This window comes from Neisseria sp. HMSC067G12 (assembly GCF_001812725.1).
Taxonomy (GTDB): domain Bacteria; phylum Pseudomonadota; class Gammaproteobacteria; order Burkholderiales; family Neisseriaceae; genus Neisseria; species Neisseria perflava.
The window spans coordinates 213,557-230,592 of the sequence record NZ_KV810182.1; the positions used below are offsets into that span (position 1 = coordinate 213,557).

Annotated in this window: 15 protein-coding genes; 9 read left to right on the top strand and 6 right to left on the bottom strand. The window is 51.4% G+C overall.

The window, feature by feature from the left end; translation table 11 throughout:
- The first annotated feature begins 219 nt into the window (after positions 1–219).
- The 3 genes from HMPREF2871_RS01115 (at position 220) to trxA (ending at position 3,883) form a co-directional block, all read left to right on the top strand.
- On the top strand, positions 220–1,773 hold the full coding sequence (locus HMPREF2871_RS01115; RefSeq protein WP_049344135.1) for a fatty acid--CoA ligase: 1,554 nt from the start codon (positions 220–222) through the stop codon (positions 1,771–1,773).
- 85 nt (positions 1,774–1,858) lie between these two features.
- Positions 1,859–3,424, top strand: coding sequence for an ABC transporter ATP-binding protein (locus HMPREF2871_RS01120; protein ID WP_049335567.1), 1,566 nt, complete (start codon positions 1,859–1,861; stop codon positions 3,422–3,424).
- A gap of 126 nt (positions 3,425–3,550) precedes the next feature.
- The gene (trxA, locus tag HMPREF2871_RS01125; RefSeq protein ID WP_003681479.1) at positions 3,551–3,883 is read left to right on the top strand and encodes a thioredoxin TrxA; all 333 of its coding nucleotides are present in this window, start codon (positions 3,551–3,553) and stop codon (positions 3,881–3,883) included.
- A 61-nt stretch (positions 3,884–3,944) separates the two neighbouring features.
- Here the strand turns inward: trxA and HMPREF2871_RS01130 are convergent, their stop codons facing one another.
- From HMPREF2871_RS01130 to HMPREF2871_RS01155, 6 genes are all read right to left on the bottom strand, one after another.
- Positions 3,945–4,262, bottom strand: coding sequence for a DUF2322 family protein (locus HMPREF2871_RS01130; RefSeq protein ID WP_049335566.1), 318 nt, complete (start codon positions 4,260–4,262; stop codon positions 3,945–3,947).
- A gap of 97 nt (positions 4,263–4,359) precedes the next feature.
- Positions 4,360–4,986, bottom strand: a complete 627-nt coding sequence (upp, locus tag HMPREF2871_RS01135; protein WP_004519527.1) for a uracil phosphoribosyltransferase — start codon at positions 4,984–4,986, stop codon at positions 4,360–4,362.
- Positions 4,987–5,133: 147 nt separating this feature from the next.
- Entirely contained in the window at positions 5,134–5,445 is a 312-nt protein-coding gene (gene grxD / locus HMPREF2871_RS01140) for a Grx4 family monothiol glutaredoxin (protein ID WP_003681608.1), read from the bottom strand.
- Positions 5,446–5,533: 88 nt separating this feature from the next.
- Positions 5,534–6,784: a glutamate-5-semialdehyde dehydrogenase gene (locus tag HMPREF2871_RS01145; RefSeq protein ID WP_049344134.1), complete on the bottom strand. Its 1,251-nt coding sequence runs from the start codon at positions 6,782–6,784 to the stop codon at positions 5,534–5,536.
- A gap of 9 nt (positions 6,785–6,793) precedes the next feature.
- Complete coding sequence (proB, locus tag HMPREF2871_RS01150) at positions 6,794–7,597, bottom strand: glutamate 5-kinase (RefSeq protein WP_049344133.1); 804 nt, start codon at positions 7,595–7,597, stop codon at positions 6,794–6,796.
- A 264-nt stretch (positions 7,598–7,861) separates the two neighbouring features.
- Positions 7,862–8,647 (bottom strand): inositol monophosphatase family protein, encoded by a 786-nt coding sequence (locus tag HMPREF2871_RS01155; protein ID WP_049344131.1) that lies wholly within the window; start codon positions 8,645–8,647, stop codon positions 7,862–7,864.
- A gap of 174 nt (positions 8,648–8,821) precedes the next feature.
- Here HMPREF2871_RS01155 and HMPREF2871_RS01160 point away from each other — a divergent pair, with 174 nt between their 5' ends.
- From HMPREF2871_RS01160 to HMPREF2871_RS01185, 6 genes are all read left to right on the top strand, one after another.
- A complete protein-coding gene (locus HMPREF2871_RS01160) occupies positions 8,822–9,637 on the top strand; it encodes an RNA methyltransferase (protein ID WP_049335615.1) in 816 nt (271 codons plus the stop codon).
- A gap of 41 nt (positions 9,638–9,678) precedes the next feature.
- Complete coding sequence (locus HMPREF2871_RS01165) at positions 9,679–10,548, top strand: DUF1853 family protein (RefSeq protein WP_049335560.1); 870 nt, start codon at positions 9,679–9,681, stop codon at positions 10,546–10,548.
- Positions 10,549–10,583: 35 nt separating this feature from the next.
- The gene (locus HMPREF2871_RS01170) at positions 10,584–11,843 is read left to right on the top strand and encodes an RsmB/NOP family class I SAM-dependent RNA methyltransferase (protein ID WP_049335559.1); all 1,260 of its coding nucleotides are present in this window, start codon (positions 10,584–10,586) and stop codon (positions 11,841–11,843) included.
- Between the two features lie 336 nt (positions 11,844–12,179).
- The gene (locus HMPREF2871_RS01175) at positions 12,180–13,376 is read left to right on the top strand and encodes a TolC family protein (RefSeq protein ID WP_004519517.1); all 1,197 of its coding nucleotides are present in this window, start codon (positions 12,180–12,182) and stop codon (positions 13,374–13,376) included.
- A 43-nt stretch (positions 13,377–13,419) separates the two neighbouring features.
- Positions 13,420–15,636 (top strand): type I secretion system permease/ATPase, encoded by a 2,217-nt coding sequence (locus HMPREF2871_RS01180; RefSeq protein WP_049335557.1) that lies wholly within the window; start codon positions 13,420–13,422, stop codon positions 15,634–15,636.
- 89 nt (positions 15,637–15,725) lie between these two features.
- Positions 15,726–16,955 carry an HlyD family type I secretion periplasmic adaptor subunit gene (locus HMPREF2871_RS01185; RefSeq protein ID WP_049335556.1) on the top strand — a complete coding sequence of 410 codons (1,230 nt, stop codon included), beginning with the start codon at positions 15,726–15,728 and terminating at the stop codon, positions 16,953–16,955.
- The last annotated feature ends 81 nt before the right edge of the window (positions 16,956–17,036 follow it).

Here is a 17,036-nt window from a genome sequence, read left to right on the forward strand (position 1 = left end):
TGTGCCATCTTCCGGACGGCCGGACCTTTAAAGAATGGAAATATTTCCATCAACACAATAAATGAATTTAAATTCAAAATATTGCTTTCCTAAGCCCGACAAAGCAAGAGGCCGTCTGAAAGTATTTTCAGACGGCCTCTTGCTTATTTTACCGATAGGATGTAAAACCTATCCTTCGAAATAAACGGCTCATCGAAACCGTACACCCATCGACACAATATGGACACGAACTCCGAAATGCACACCCACCCTAATTTTTACGCTATGCTGACTGCAGCCTGCCAAAAAAACGGTAAAGGCACAGTCATTTTCAACGACAAAGAAAAAATCAGCTATTCCTCCCTCAAACACGAAGTAGAAACCGTCGCCGCCTATCTGCAACACGAAGGCGTAAAATATGGCGACAAGGTCGCCCTTGTCGTTTCCAATTCTCCCGAATTTATTGCCGCCTATTTCGCCATTACTTCCATCGGCGCAGTAGCCGTCCCACTCAACGTCTTTTTGAAAAGCGAAGAGTTCTCTTACATCCTCAATGACTGCGACGCACGCTTTATGTTCGCCTCCGCGCCGTTGGCCAAAGAACTCAAAAACATCAAAGCCAAAACCAAAGTCAATAAAATCATCTGGATTGGCGAAACCAACGCCGCCAGTGGCGATGACAGCTATTTCGATGCCGCGCGTACATTCCCCGGCAAGCCGAATCTGAGCCGTCAGCCGTCCGTCAACGATTTGGCGCACATTATCTACACCTCCGGCACAACCGGCCACCCCAAAGGCGCATTAATCAGTTACAGCAACCTGTTTTCCAATCTTTCGGGCATCGAACAAATTTTCCAAATTTCGCAAAAAGACCGCTTCGTCGTCTTCTTGCCCATGTTCCACAGCTTTACGCTGACCGCCATGGTTTTGCTGCCGATATCTCAAGCCTGCTCGATTATTTTGGTCAAATCCGTCTTCCCATTCTCCAACGTGTTGAAACAGGTTTTGCTCAAACGCGCTACCATTTTCCTCGGCGTACCGGCTATTTACACTGCCATGAGCAAAGCCAAAATCCCTTGGTATTTCAGATGGTTCAATCGCGTCCGTCTGTTTATCAGCGGCGGCGCGCCTCTGGCCGGACAAACCATTGACGACTTCAAAGCCAAATTCCCGCGCGCCAAATTACTGGAAGGCTACGGCTTGAGTGAATGCTCGCCCGTCGTGGCCGTCAATACGCCCGAACGCCAAAAAACCGCCAGCGTCGGCGTCGCTCTGCCCGGCCTGACCGTGAAAGCCGTCGATGACGAATTGATCGAAGTGCCGCGCGGCGAAGTGGGCGAACTGATCATCAAAGGCGGCTCGGTCATGCAAGGCTACCTCAATATGCCTGATGCCACAGATGAAACCATCGTCAACGGTTGGCTGAAAACCGGCGACTTTGTCACCATAGACGAAGACGGCTTCATCTTCATCGTCGACCGCAAAAAAGACCTAATTATCTCCAAAGGCCAAAACGTCTATCCGCGCGAAATCGAAGAAGCCATCTACAAACTCGAAGCCGTGGAAGCCGCCGCCGTCATTGGCGTGAAAGACCAATACGCCGATGAAGAAATCATTGCCTTTATCCAACTCAAAGAAGGCATGAAGCTGGAAGAAGCCGAAGTCCGCAGCCACCTGCGCGGCCTGTTGGCAAACTTTAAAATCCCCAAACAAATCATCTTCCAAGACGAGCTGCCGCGCAATGCCACCGGCAAAGTGTTAAAACGCAAACTCAAAGAACAGTTTCAAGACTAAACCGCTGTTTCAGACGGCCTCTTGATTCATGCAGGCCGTCTGAAAACAACCTGTATTCCACAAACCTTTTCAGACGGCCACAACCATGACGACACCTATACTCGAAATCGAAAACCTAAACGGCTCCTTTCCGAGCAAGCAAGTCCTGCACAATATCAACCTGACCTTGCAACCCGGCCGCAAGCTGGCATTGGTTGGTGAGAGCGGCAGCGGCAAAACCGTATTGTCGCAAGGCATTATGCGCCTCAACCCGATGGTTAGCTTTGAAGGCCGTCTGAAATATTGCGGAACCGACCTGCTGACCCAGTCCGAACGCGCCCTGCAAAAGCTGCGCGGCTGCGAAATCGGCATGGTGTTTCAAGAACCCATGACCGCCCTCAACCCCGTGATGCGCGTCGGCGAACAAATCGCCGAAGTCCTGACCCTGCATTTGGGTTTGGATAAAAAACAGGCATGGGCGCGCGCCATCGAACTCCTAGACGAAACCGGCATCCACCAGCCCGAGCAAAAAGCCCAGGCTTATCCGTTCCAACTTTCCGGCGGCCAACGCCAGCGCGCCATGATTGCCATGGCCGTATCCGCCCAACCCAAGCTCCTGATTGCCGACGAACCGACCACTGCTTTGGACGTTGCCGTTCAAGCCCAAATCCTCGACCTGCTCTCACGCCTGCAGGAAGAACACGGCATGACCATGCTCTACATTACGCACGACTTAAACCTCGTGCGCCGTTTTGCCGACGATGTCGCCGTTATGCGTAACGGCCGCATCCTTGAAACCGGCAAAGCAGCCGAAGTCTTCGCCAATCCGCAGCACGAATACACCAAAATGCTGCTCAACGCCGGCACAACGCGCCGAGTGGCCCCCTTGCCTGAAAACCCGGCCACCGTACTTAAGGCCGAGCACGTCGCCTTTTCCGTCAAAGAATCGGACGGTTGGTTTAAAAAACGCGACAAAACCATTCTCAACCCCATTTCTTTCGACCTCAAATCCGGCGAAACCTTAGGCATCATCGGCGAAAGCGGCAGCGGCAAAACCACACTGGCCAAAGCCGTTATGCACCTTATCGATTCCGAAGGCAGCCTGATTGTCAACGGCGAACCATGGAAACACGAATTGAGACGCGAAATCCAAATGGTGTTCCAAGACCCGTTCGGCGCATTCAATCCGCGCATGAACGTCTTCGATACCGTTTCCGAAGCCTTACGCGTGCACGAACCTGAAATGCCGCGCGAAGAAATGCGCCGCCGCGTCGAAGAAGTCCTCAAACAAGTCGGCCTGCCCGAAGACGCACTCGAACGCTATCCGCACGCATTTTCCGGCGGCCAACGCCAACGCCTCGCCATCGCCCGCGCCATCATTGTCCGCCCGAAAATCCTCGTATTGGACGAACCAACCAGTGCGCTCGATGTCCAATGGCAACAACAAATCCTTGAATTACTCAGCGGCCTGCAAAAAGAATACGGCCTCGCCTTCATCATCATCAGCCACGACCTCGCCGTCATCCGCGCCATTTCCCACCGCGTGATGGTGTTGAAAGACGGTCAAGTCGTTGAAGAAGGCGAATGCGAAAGCGTATTTGCCAATCCGGCCAGCGACTACACACGTCATTTGATTGCCCACTCCGGCCACATGGTCCAAGAGGCCGTCTGAATCTTTAAGGATTACGATAGACGCATTTCAAAAAAACTATTACCGAGTGGCGGCACTTGAAATTTTCCCAGTCTGCCACTATCCTGAACAACATATTTATCGATCCCCATTCAAAAGGAAACAAACATGAGCAGCGAATTGATTATCCACGCCAGCGATGCCAGCTTCGAACAAGACGTTTTGAAATCCGACGTACCTGTATTGCTGGACTTCTGGGCACCATGGTGCGGCCCTTGCAAAATGATCGCCCCAATCTTGGACGACATTGCCTCCGAATTCCAAGGCCGTCTGAAAGTCGTTAAAATCAACATCGACGACAATGAAGCCACTCCTGCCAAATTCGGCGTTCGCGGCATCCCTACCCTGATGGTGTTCAAAAACGGCGAAAACGTTGCCACTAAAGTTGGCGCATTGGCTAAAGGTCAACTGACTGCATTCGTTGAAGCCTCTATCGCTTGAGGCTTTAAGCATATAAAAAGGCCGTCTGAAAATTGTTTTCAGACGGCCTTTTTTGTATTCATTAAGCAGCCAATGGTTTCAAAGTCAGGCTGGCATTTTCAGCTTTCACTTTAAACAGCAAATCAATATTCGGATGTTTGCCCGGATTGGCTTCGGCATCGGCAACATGTTCGGCAAACCATGCCAGGCCGCGTTCTGCCGCCGCTGCGTCAAGTTTACCGCCAAACTCTTGCGCCAAAGCATGGTAAAGCTTGAGCGAGCCTTGTTTGCCGGGTGCATTGGGAATGTGATGAACCACATTGCCCTCTTTGTCGAGAATATCTAAGCCGCTCAAATGATCGATGGCAGGCATGGCGGCAAGATTATCTTGGAAGCTCATGATTGTCCTTTCTGATGTGGGTTTTAAAGCAAACCATATAACAAGGCCGTCTGAAAGTTTAGGTTTGACACTTTTCAGACGGCCTTAAACATTTCAATTAACGTGTACCGAAAATCTTATCGCCGGCATCGCCCAAACCGGGGATGATGTAGCCGTGTTCGTTCAAGTGGCTGTCGAGCGCGGCAGTGTAGATGGTTACATCAGGATGCGCGTCATTGACGGCTTTTACGCCTTCCGGAGCGGCAACCAATACCAATGCTTTGATGTTACGGCAACCTTTGGCTTTTAAAAGGTCGATGGTGGCAACCATAGAGCCGCCGGTCGCCAACATTGGGTCAATAATCAGTGCGGGACGTTCGTCCATGCTGTCGACAAATTTTTCAAAATAAGAAACCGGTTTCAAAGTTTCTTCATCGCGCTGCAAGCCGACAACGCTGATTTTGGCAGTCGGAATCAGGTCGAGTACGCCGTCAAGCATACCCAAACCGGCACGCAAAATCGGGACAACGGTCAGCGTTTTGCCTTTGATGCGGTCGCCTTCAATAGAGCCGCACCAGCCGTCAATAATATATTTTTCAATTTCAAAATCACGGCTGGCCTCATATGCCATCAGACGTGCCAACTCGGTGGTAAGCGTGCGGAATTTGTAAGTGCTGCAATCCGCTTCACGCATCAGCGTGAGTTTGTGGCGGACTAAAGGGTGGTTGATAACGGTAACGTTCATGTTGATTTTCCGAATTGCGTTGATGGAGGGGGATTATACTTTTTTTCGCATGGCGCGCAAAGTGCGTATTCATGCGAAAGGCCGTCTGAATCAGGGTTTCAGACGGCCTTTGTCAACAATTTTACATTGCGGAAATATTTAAAATGCTTAAGCTTTCAACAATTCTTGCAGTTCGCCGGCTTCATACATTTCCATCAAAATGTCGGAGCCGCCGACAAATTCGCCGTTGACGTACAGTTGAGGAATGGTCGGCCAGTCGCTGTATTCTTTAATGCCTTGGCGTACGGCATCGTTTTCCAATACGTTGACGGTTACATAGTCGGTGCAACCTGCCGCATTCAGGATTTGTACAGCACGGGAAGAGAAGCCGCATTGCGGGAATTGCTTCGTGCCTTTCATGAACAATACGACGCGGTGGGTGGTAACGACTTCTTTGATTTGATCGTGGATAGAGGACATGGTGTGTTCCTTTTTACTAAATCGGTTGTTCGGGAAAAATCAAATTTCCCGCCATTATACGCAAATTGATGAAGTTGAGGGGCGTTTATCAACGTCGGATCTGACCGTTGCCGTTGATGTAGAACTTGGTCGAAGTCAGCGCTTCCAAACCCATCGGGCCGCGGGCGTGCATTTTTTGGGTGGAAATCCCGATTTCCGCGCCCAATCCGAACACAAAGCCGTCGGTAAACCGAGTGGATGCATTGACATAAACCGCCGCCGCATCAATGCTTTCTTGGAAAAACTCGGCATGGGCAATGCTTTGGGTCACAATCGCTTCCGAGTGGTGCGTTGTATGGCCGTTAATCCAATCGACGGCTTCTTCCACTGATTTCACTATTTTGACCGACATAATATAGTCAAGAAACTCAGTCTTATAATCTTCCTCGGTCGCCAAAACAGCATTTTTAAACATACGCAATGCTTCCTGATCGGCTCTAAATTCGACCGGATGTACTTTGGCAACAGCTTCTTCCAGTTTAGGCAAAAACGCTTCCGCTATCTTTTCGTGGACAACCAAAGACTCCGCGGCATTACACACGCTCGGACGCTGCGTTTTGGCGTTCACGACGATATCGACCGCCATCTCCAAATCGGCACTGTTATCCACATAAATATGGCAATTGCCGACTCCGGTTTCAATGACGGGAACTTTCGATTTCTCTTTCACCGTCTGAATTAAGCGTGCACCGCCGCGCGGAATCAGCACATCAATATAATCAACCGCCTGCATCAATTCCTCGGCAGCGGCATGACTGGTATCTTCGACCAGCTGCACCACATCGGCATCCATTCCCACTTGTACCAAAGTCTGCCTGATGACGGCAATCAATGCAGTATTTGAATGAATCGCATCTCGGCCGCCGCGCAAAATAATGGCATTGCCGGTTTTAAAGGCCAGAGAAAACGCATCGACCGAAACATTGGGGCGACTTTCAAAAATCATGGCAACCACGCCCAAAGGCACGCGTTTTTGAACAATCTTCAAACCGTCCAAATTAGTATAGCCGCGGACAACCTGCCCAATCGGGTCCTGCAAATCGGCAACCTGCCCAACACCTTCCGCAATACCTTTGATGCGTTCGTGATTCAAGCGCAGCCTGTCGAGCATAATGTCCGAAATGCCGTTTTCTTTTGCAGCGGCCAAATCGCGGGCATTTTCTGCCAAAATCACCTCAGCCTGTTCAACCAAAGCCGCCGCGACCTGACGCAGCAGATTGTTTTTTTCCAAGCTTCCCAAGCTGATTAACGTTTTACTGGCTTTTTGGGCATTCTTGCCCAACTGTTCGATATAGCTCATCAAACCTCCCTATTTCTCTTGTGCAAACCAAGTTCCGATAGGCGCGCCATCTAAAACCTGAAGAATATCGCGCGGATTGGCGCTGTTCATCAACACCATCTGGCCGTGATGTTCAAACATCATCTGTGCGCTCTTAATCTTACTGAGCATACCGCCCGTACCAAACTTACTGCCCGAGCCGCCGGCAGAAGCAATAATTTCTTCGGTAATATCGGCAACATGGCTGCGCAGCTTGGCATCGGCGTGAACAGCCGGATTTTTATCAAACAAACCGTCGATATCGGACAACATAATCAGCAAATCGGCTTTAACGATTTTCGCCACGACTGCCGACAAACGGTCGTTGTCGCCAAACTTGGTGGCATGATCCATCTCGTCCACGCTGACCGCGTCGTTCTCATTGACAATAGGGATGACTCCGATGGAAAGCAGGGATTCAAAAGCATTGGTAACGTTTGCCAAACTTTCCGGATATTCAACCACATCACGCGTCAGCAGGATTTGCGATACCGTCATCCGATAATGGGAAAAAATCTGCGAATAAAGGCTCATCATGGCCACTTGGCCGACGCTGGAAACAGCCTGCTGCTGCGCCATTTCCGCCGGACGTTTTTCCATGTTGAGGACATTCAGCCCAAAGCCCATCGCGCCGGAAGACACCAGCACAATTTCTTTGCCCTTACCGACCAGGCTGGAAATGACAAAGGCCAGTTGATCGATTTTTGCCAAATTGATTTTGCCGTTTGGCAACACCAAAGAGCTGGTTCCAATCTTAATGACAATGCGTTTTACTGCTTCAAAATCTCGTTCCATTATTCTCCTCTGCTTTCTATTTTTATGATTGCACGCGGCATTATTTCAGCCAAACGTATCTACATCATAACTGCGAAGCAATAGAAAATACAGACAAAATTAAAAAGTGCCTCCTTCAAAAGCCATATTTCCAGCTTTTACACGAATCTGTTAACAATAAAACAAAAGGCCGTCTGAAACCCTATTTCAGGTTTCAGACGGCCTTTTACCGATTATTGAAACTCTAGTCTGCAAAGATAAATACAGACCGTTCCCTACAAACGCTTATTGATGGTCGGAAATAATTTTCAGCATTTGCGCCAATACCTTAGGATTGGCCGCAACGATGTCGCCGCTTTCCAGCCAGCCTTCATTGCCAGACATATCGGTAACAATACCGCCTGCTTCTTGGACAATCAATGCACCGGCGGCAATATCCCAAGGTTTGAGGTTGAACTCAAAGAAACCGTCCAAACGGCCGGCCGCAACGGCACACAAATCCAAAGAAGCCGCGCCTTCACGACGGCCGCCGGCGGTTTTGGCCAAGAAATCTTTCAAAATCGCCAGATACTTGTCCATCATGCTTTGATCGACAACAGGGAAGCCGGTACCGATCAGGCAGCGGTTCAATTCGATGCGGTTGGAAACGCGGATGCGGCGGTCGTTGAGCAACGCGCCTTTGCCACGAGAAGCCATATATACGTCGTTGCGCTCAGGTGCGTACACCAAAGCTTCTTGCAACACGCCTTTGTGCAGGAGTGCCATAGAAATGGCGTATTGGGGATGGCCGTGGAGGAAGTTGGTTGTGCCGTCGAGCGGGTCGATAATCCATTCGTACTCAGCGGTGGCTTTACCGTGGGAGCCGCCTTCTTCGCAAGTGATTTTATGATGCGGATAGGCTTCTTTGAGCGCTTCCACCAAAATCATTTCGGAGCTGCGGTCAACATCGGAAACGAAGTCGTTGAATGCTTTGCTGTCTACTTTGACGGCATCCAGATTGCCGGCGGCGCGAATCATCATTTGCCCTGCTTTACGGGCGGCTTTGAAAGCGGTATTTAAAAACGGATTCATGGTTTTCTTCCTAATTCAGGTAAAATACGCCCTAATGCGCCGAACAGGCACACAAGAGGCTGTTAATCGTTTCCGATGCTGTTAAAGAACATTTCAGACGGCATGGAAAAAGGCCGTCTGAAAACAAAAAGATGGCGCATTATACCTGATTCCCGTACAAACAGAAAACAAAACATGACTTCCGAAAAACCCGCCCTGCCCGCCTATCTGGACAATATCCGCATCATCCTCACGCGTACCAGCCATCCCGCCAATATCGGCTCCGCCGCCCGCGCCATGAAAACAATGGGCCTGCACAAACTGACCATCGTTGCCCCCAATCTGATGGCAACGCCGATGACGGAAAATCCGCCCGTATTCGATCCGGAGCATCCGCAATCGTTTAAATTACCGGAAGAAAGTTTCATCCTCGCTTCCGGTGCGGCAGACGTTTTGGAAAATGCCACCATTGCTGCCTCTTTGGACGAAGCCCTTGCCGACACCACCATCGCCTGCGCCCTGACCAGTCGCCGCCGCGAAATCACCGCGCCGCTGCAAACCCCGCGCGATTTGGTGCCCGAATTACTGCAGGCCGCCAACCGAGGCGAAAAAGTGGCACTGGTTTTCGGCAACGAGACTTTCGGCTTGAGCATCGAAGAAGTCCAAGCCTGCAACCGACTGATGACCATCAACGGCAATCCCGACTATTTCTCGCTCAACCTCGCCCAAGCCGTGCAGGTCGTGTGCTACGAAATCTTCAGCCAAACCGATTCGCCCATGACCCATCTTCAACAGGAAGACCACGCTGCGACCCATGAGCAAATCAAAGGCATGGTCGCCCACATGGAAAGCGTGATGAACGACATCGGCTTTTTCAACCGCCGCAACGGCGAGCGCCTGATGCGCCGTATGCAGAGCCTGTTCGGACGCGCCAACACGCAAACCGAAGACATCGACATCCTGCGCGGTTTTTTCAATACCGTCAGCCACCGTATCCATAAAAAAGACTGATTTAAGGCCGTCTGAAAACATTACAAGCTTTTTCAGACAGCATGACTGATATTCGGATAAGCATGAATTACGCCCTAGACGCATTATGGTGGAAACTCACCAGCCAACCCGTCCGCGACCTCGCCTCGCTGCTGACTGCGCCCCCTTTGTGGCAAAGCGGTTGCGAATTGAGCGTGCGCGAACTATTGGGGGAGCACGGTTTCCGCTACCTTTTGGCATTGGACGCCGATCCCGCGCCGCTGATGGATCACCTTGCCCAACGTTCCCCATTCGGCCACCGTCTCGGCATTTATGCCGAAGAGTTGTTGACGTTTTGGTTTGCCAACGCGCCGCACGCCAAACTGCACGCATACAACCTGCCCGTTTTTTCAGACGGCCAAACTTTAGGTGCCGCGGATTTTGTCGTTTCCCTCAACCAACAGCCCTACCATATCGAGCTGGCGTGTAAATACTACGGCGGAGACCAAGTGCAAAACCTGCACGGTCTCAACCCTAAAGACACGCTGACGGACAAGGCCGCCAAATTGGTGCAGCAATCCCAGCTGCTACATACACTGCAAGGCAAAGCAGCCTTAACCGCACAAGGCCTGCCGGAAAATCCGCTTCCTGCTTCCATCGTGCGCGGCATCGGATTTTTTCCACAAGGTTTCCATGCTTTTGAGCCGCCACTTAACTCATACGGCTGGCGCGGCATCTATATTCAAGATTGGGCGGAATACTGGTTTGAACACCAAGAAGTCCGCTACCACCTGCTCGACCGTATGGCCTATCTCGCGCCTGCTCGTGTCGCCGAAACCGAAACATTGAACGAAACCGAAATCCGCCGTATCGACCAAGGCTTGATTGCCGTTTTGGAATTACGGCCGGACGGCTTTTGGCACGAAATCGAACGCATCATGAAGGCCGTCTGAAACCCTTTACCAACTTTAAGAGAACCCATTACATTATGAACGCCGCACAACTCGACCATACCGCCAAAGTTTTGGCTGAAATGCTGACTTTCAAACAGCCTTCCGATGCCGTCCTCTCCGCCTATTTCCGCGAACACAAAAAGCTCGGCCGCCAAGACCGCCACGAAATCGCCGAAACAGCCTTTGCCGCATTGCGCCACTATCAAAAAATCAGTACCGCCCTGCGCCGTCCGCACGCGCAGCCGCGCAAAGCAGCACTCGCCGCACTGGTTCTCGGCAGAAGCACCAACATCAGCCAAATCAAAGACCTGCTTGATGAAGAAGAAACAGAGTTCCTCGGCAATTTGAAAGCCCGCAAAACCGAGTTTTCAGACGGCCTGAATACCGCCGCAGAATTGCCGCAATGGCTGGTAGAACAACTGCAACGGCATTGGAGCGAAGAAGAAATCCTCGCCTTCGGCCGCAGCATCAACCAACCTGCCCCGCTCGACATCCGCGTCAATACCTTGAAAGGCAAACGCGATAAAGTGCTGCCATTGTTGCAAGCCGAAAGTGCCGATGCAGAAGCCACGCCTTATTCGCCTTGGGGCATCCGCCTGAAAAACAAAATCGCGCTTAACAAACACGAGCTATTTTTAGACGGTACACTGGAAGTCCAAGACGAAGGCAGCCAGCTGCTTGCCTTATTGGTGGGCGCAAAACGCGGCGAAATCATTGTCGATTTCTGTGCCGGTGCCGGCGGTAAAACTTTGGCTGTCGGCGCGCAAATGGCCAACAAAGGCAGAATCTACGCATTCGACATCGCCGAAAAACGCCTTGCCAACCTCAAACCGCGCATGACCCGTGCCGGACTGACCAATATCCACCCCGAACGCATCAGCAGCGAACACGATACCCGTATCGCCCGACTGGCAGGCAAAGCCGACCGCGTGTTGGTGGACGCGCCCTGCTCCGGTTTGGGTACTTTACGCCGCAATCCCGACCTCAAATACCGCCAATCCGCCGAGACCGTGGCCAACCTTTTGGAACAGCAACACAGTATCCTCGATGCCGCCTCCAAACTGGTGAAACCGCAAGGCCGTTTGGTTTACGCCACCTGCAGCGTGTTGCCGGAAGAAAACGAGTTGCAAGTCGAACGTTTCCTGTCCGAACATCCCGAGTTTGAACTCGTCAACTGCGCCGAACTGCTGCAAAGCCTGAAGGTTGATTTGGATACCGGAAAATACCTGCGCCTCAACTCTGGAGAACACCAAACCGACGGTTTCTTTGCCGCTGTATTGCAACGTAAGGATTAAGGTTGAAAAAGGCCGTCTGAAATCCTTTCAGACGGCCTTTTTAATAGATTTTTTACATTAAAATCATTAGAAACGATAGTCGCGCTCTGCAATAATATACTTTAAGGCATGTATCTTGACCTTTCATCAGAATATTGTGAAAAGCTGGAAAAAATGCTTTATGCTTTGTAAATGTATGTGTTCTCGTTCAAAATTCGCCCGGTCATGCCTCAGGCGATACCCGATACGGACAACGATAATATATAAATCATTTGGTTAGAAATCATGCCGCATATTTATTCTTCCCCCACAAAGCTCCGTTTATTGTCATCGGCCGTTGCCGTCGCCTGCTGTCTGATGCCGTTTCAGACGGCCTCTGCATACAGCCTGCAAGACATCCTCAGGGATGCTTTAATCAGCGACCCGATTGTGCGTGAAGCAAAAGCCACTCAAGAAGCAGCGCAAAGCACGACCAAAGCTACGCGTGCGCGCCATTATCCTGTCGTTACCCTGACCGGCACGAAAGTGCTGGCGCAACACAATAAATATAACAGCAACGACATGGATGACGGTATCGGCGTGCGCGGCAGCGTGAACATCTACTCATGGGGTGCGATTGAAGCCGCCGTCCGCCGCGACCGCAGCCGCGAAGAATACTATCAACACAAATACACCGAAAGCCAAGAGCAGCTCGGCAGCGATATCGGCCGCCTCTACCTGAGCGCATTGCGTGCAAAAGAAACCCTGATCCTCAACGAGCAGACTTTAGCGCGCCACAACAACCTCTTAAAAGACTTGGACACCATCGTCAAATATGATGCCGGCCGTCGTTCCGAGCTGATTGAAGCGCGCGCGCGCCAACTACAAGTGGCAAACATCATTGCCCAACAACGCCGCACCATGGATTTGGCCCTGAGCCGCCTGTCCCGCTATACCTCGCGCCAGCTGACTGCCAACGACTTGGAAGATCCGTTTAAAAACGACACGGCGAAATCCATCACTGAACGCTTCAACAATCCCAACCGCAACAACAATCCGTCCTATCAGGCGCAATTGGCCGAGCGCGACAGCGTCCGTGCCGATTTGGACGCCTCCAAAGCCGAACGCCTGCCTGCCCTCAATTTGGAAGGCAGTGCAACGCGCAACACCAGACAGCTTTATTTAAACGTTGCATGGAATGTGTTGGATATTGCCGCACGACACAATGTGGAACGCAATGCCAAATCATTGATTGCCGCAGAAGCCAAGTCCGAACAAATCCTGCGCGACATGAACGAACGCGTTCAAACGTCGGCCATCGATATGCAGGAAAGCGAACAGCGTACCGCGCTGACGGCGCAACACATCGCCGCCCAAAAAGAAGTCATCAAAGTGTATGAATTGCAATTTAAAATCGCCCGACGTACGCTGACCGACGTTTTGAGCGCATACAGCGAGTTATCCTCCATCGAGCAGGATTATGTTGCCGCCCGCAACGATTTCCGCGATGCGGCGCTTGACTATTTAAATACCCAAGCCAAAATCTCCGCTTGGGTCGGTTTGGCACAAAAATAAAGCCATATCCGCCGGTTAAACCAAAAACATTACGCGAAAAAATATGAAAGCCATCATTGAACACATCGTTTTAGTGACCCGCCTTTTGGGTGCGCCCGTATCCGAAGCCGCTTTGTCCGCCGAAGTCGTGCGCGACAAAAAGCTCAAGGTCAACTATCACTCACTGGTCGAAGTCCTGCGCAGTCACGGCTTTGAAAACACCTTATCCAAACGCAATCTGGAAGACATCCCCTCGCTCGCTGTGCCGGTTATGATTATCCTGCACAACGAAGAAGCAGCGGTCATCACCCAAATCGAAGGCTCCGGCCAAGAACGCAAATACCATATCCGCCAGGTTGACGGTTTGGAACAGGAACTCAGCCACGAGCAGCTCTCCGGCCTGTATTTGGGCTACTGCTGGTTTATCAAACCCAAAATGGCTACCGATATGCGCTCGGAGCTGCCTGAATACCATTTGCCCAAAGCATGGTTTTGGAAAGTCATTTGGCGTTTCCGCAGCTACTACTACCAAGTCATCTTGGCCACCATCATCATCAACTTCCTTGCGCTCGTCAGCTCCCTGTATGTGATGAACGTGTACGACCGCGTGATTCCCAACCAAGCCTATGAGACCTTGTGGGTATTGAGCATCGGCGTGGTCTTGGCGATTTTGTTTGAGTTTGCCGCCAAGATGATTCGCGGCCACTTGACCGATATTGCCGGCAAAAAAGCCGACCTGATCATCAGCTCCGCCCTGTTCCGCCGCGTGATGGCATTGCGTCTGGCAGACCGTCCTGCTTCTTCCGGTTCATACGCCAGCAACCTGCGCGAATTTGAAGCCGTGCGCGAGTTCATGACCAGTGCCAGCTTGTTGACCATCGTCGACTTGCCTTTCCTGTTGCTGTTTATCTTCGTGATTTCCATGGTCGGTGGCAAACTGGCACTCGTTCCCCTGACCATCATTCCGATTGTCGTGATTGTCGGTTTTGTCGTACAACGACCGCTCTCGCGCCACATTAACGAATCGATGAAAGAAGGTTCGCAACGCTCCGGCCTTGCCGTTGAAGCCATCGAAGGCATCGAAACCCTGAAAACCAACAACGCCACATCTTGGGCGCAACAACGTTGGGACGAATACACCGCCAAAACTTCCGCCTCTTCCATCAAAGTCAAAGACACCAGCAACTTCATGGTCAACTTTGCCGTTGCCATGCAGCAGCTCAATACCGTCTTTTTGGTCGTCGTCGGTACCTATCTGATTCATGCCGACAACCATGCGGAACGCATCACCATGGGTGCATTGATTGCCTCCGTGATTCTGTCCGGCCGTGCTTTGGCGCCATTGGCACAAATTGCCGGTTTGGCCACCCGCTTCCAACAGGCCAAACTTGCCCTCAAAGGCGTAAACGACATCGTTACCCGCCCTATCGAGCGCAATCCGGAACGCAAATATATTACTTTGGACAATGTTCAAGGCAATATTACCTTTGAAAACGTATCGTTCAAATATCAAGCCGACAACAACAGCGCGGTCGAAGATTTGCGCCTGACCATCAAACCGGGCGAAAAAGTCGGTATTTTGGGCCGTATCGGCAGCGGTAAAAGCACCATGCTCAAACTGGCCAGCGGTCTGTACGACACTGAAAAAGGCAACGTTACCCTTGACGGCGTCGATATGCGCCAGCTTGACCCCAACTTCCTGCGCGATCAAGTCCTGCTGTTGAGCCAATCGCCACGCCTGTTCCTCGGCACATTGCGTGAAAATATGGACTTGGCGCGTACCGGCAGCTACTCTACCGACCAAGACTTACTGACTGCGCTCAACCGCTTCGGCCTCGACAAAATCATCCGCAACCATCCACGTGGTTTGGATATGCCTCTGGGTGAAGACGGCTTAGGCTTGTCCGGCGGTCAAAAACAAATCATCGCCCTGGCACGCATGACCTTGCGCAACCCGAAAGTTGTCTTGCTGGACGAGCCGACCACCAGCCTGGACCAGGCTACCGAACGTATGGCGCTCAATGCCATCGCCCAATGGGGTCGCAACCGCACCATGCTTTTGGTGACCCACCGTCCGCAAGTGTTGCAAATCGTCAACCGCATCATTGTGATGGACAATGGTAAAGTCGTGATGGACGGCCCGCGCGACCTGGTATTGCAAAAACTCATGCAAAACGAACAGGCCAAAGCAGCCAACGTCAAACAACAACAGCAACAAGCTGCTGCAGTCAAACAGCAGCAACAACAAGCTGCCGCAGCCCCTCAATCGGCAGCACAATAAAGCAAAAGGCCGTCTGAAAATCTACTTACCCTTTCAGACGGCCTGCCCTAATGGTTAAAATCCACCAAACACAATAAAGATACACGATTATGAGCCGCGAAAACAACGTCAAATCCAAAGACCTACACCTCATCAACGACCTCAATGCCGCCCTTCAAAAAGAAAAACACAGCGGTCAATTTTGGGTCATCATCCTATTCTTCCTTTTCCTGGTTGTCTTCGTCGTCTGGGCATACAACAGCCCTGTCGAAGAAGTGACCCGCGGCAACGGCAATATCATTCCCAGCAGCCGTGAGCAAGTAATTCAAAGCCTGGACCCCGGCATCGTAACCGAAATCATGGTTAAAGAAGGCGATATGGTCGAGAAAGATCAGATTCTAATGAAACTTGACGACACGCGCAGCTCCGCCGTATTGCGTGAAAGCGAAGCCAAAGTCGAAAACCTCGAAGCCACCGTTGCCCGCCTTAAAGCCGAAGCCTACGGTACCAAGCTCTCCTTCCCTGACAGCGTGGGTCCCGAGCTTCGCCGTCGCGAAATCGCCGCCTACAAAGCACGCCGTCAAGCCATGACCGACGCCGTCAGCGGTCTCTCCCAAAGCAAGGCCGCGCTTGACCGCGAAATCGCCATTACCGCCCCCATGGTTGCCGAAGGCGTGGTTTCCGAAGTCGAACTCTTAAGAATGCGCCGCGATTCCGCAGACTTGGCCACCCAAATCGCCGAACGCCGCAACCGCTACAAAGCCGATGCCAACAACGAACTTTTGCAAGCCGAATCCGAGCTGGCGCAATCCAAAGAAAACGTTGCCATGCGTGCCGACCCGGTTGAACGCTCGCAAATCCGCGCACCTATGCGCGGCATCGTCAAAGGCATAAAAGTCACCACCATCGGCGGCGTTGTTAACGCAGGCGAAGACATCATGCAAATCGTCCCGGTTGACGACAAACTGCTGGTCGAAGCCTATATCCGTCCGCAAGACATCGCCTTTATCCGTGCAGGCCAACCTGCATTGGTTAAAGTCAGCGCATACGACTACTCCATCTACGGCGGTTTGGAAGGCAAAGTTACTCTCGTTGGTGCCGACACCGTCAGCAATTCCATGCAAAACCGTGCCAACGACCTGAAACTTGACCCGAACCAAGTCTATTACCGCGTTCTCGTCCAAACCGAAAACAACTCCCTGAAAGACAAAAATGGCAAACCTATGCCGATTATTCCGGGTATGGTCGCAACGGTGGACATTAAAACCGGCGAAAAAACCATCTTCCAATACCTGATCAAACCGATAACGCGTATGAAACAAGCGTTAAGCGAACGCTAATCGATAAAACGATAAAAGGCCGTCTGAAAGTTTTCAGACGGCCTTTTATTGATCACTATATTTACTTATCCGGCAGATAAA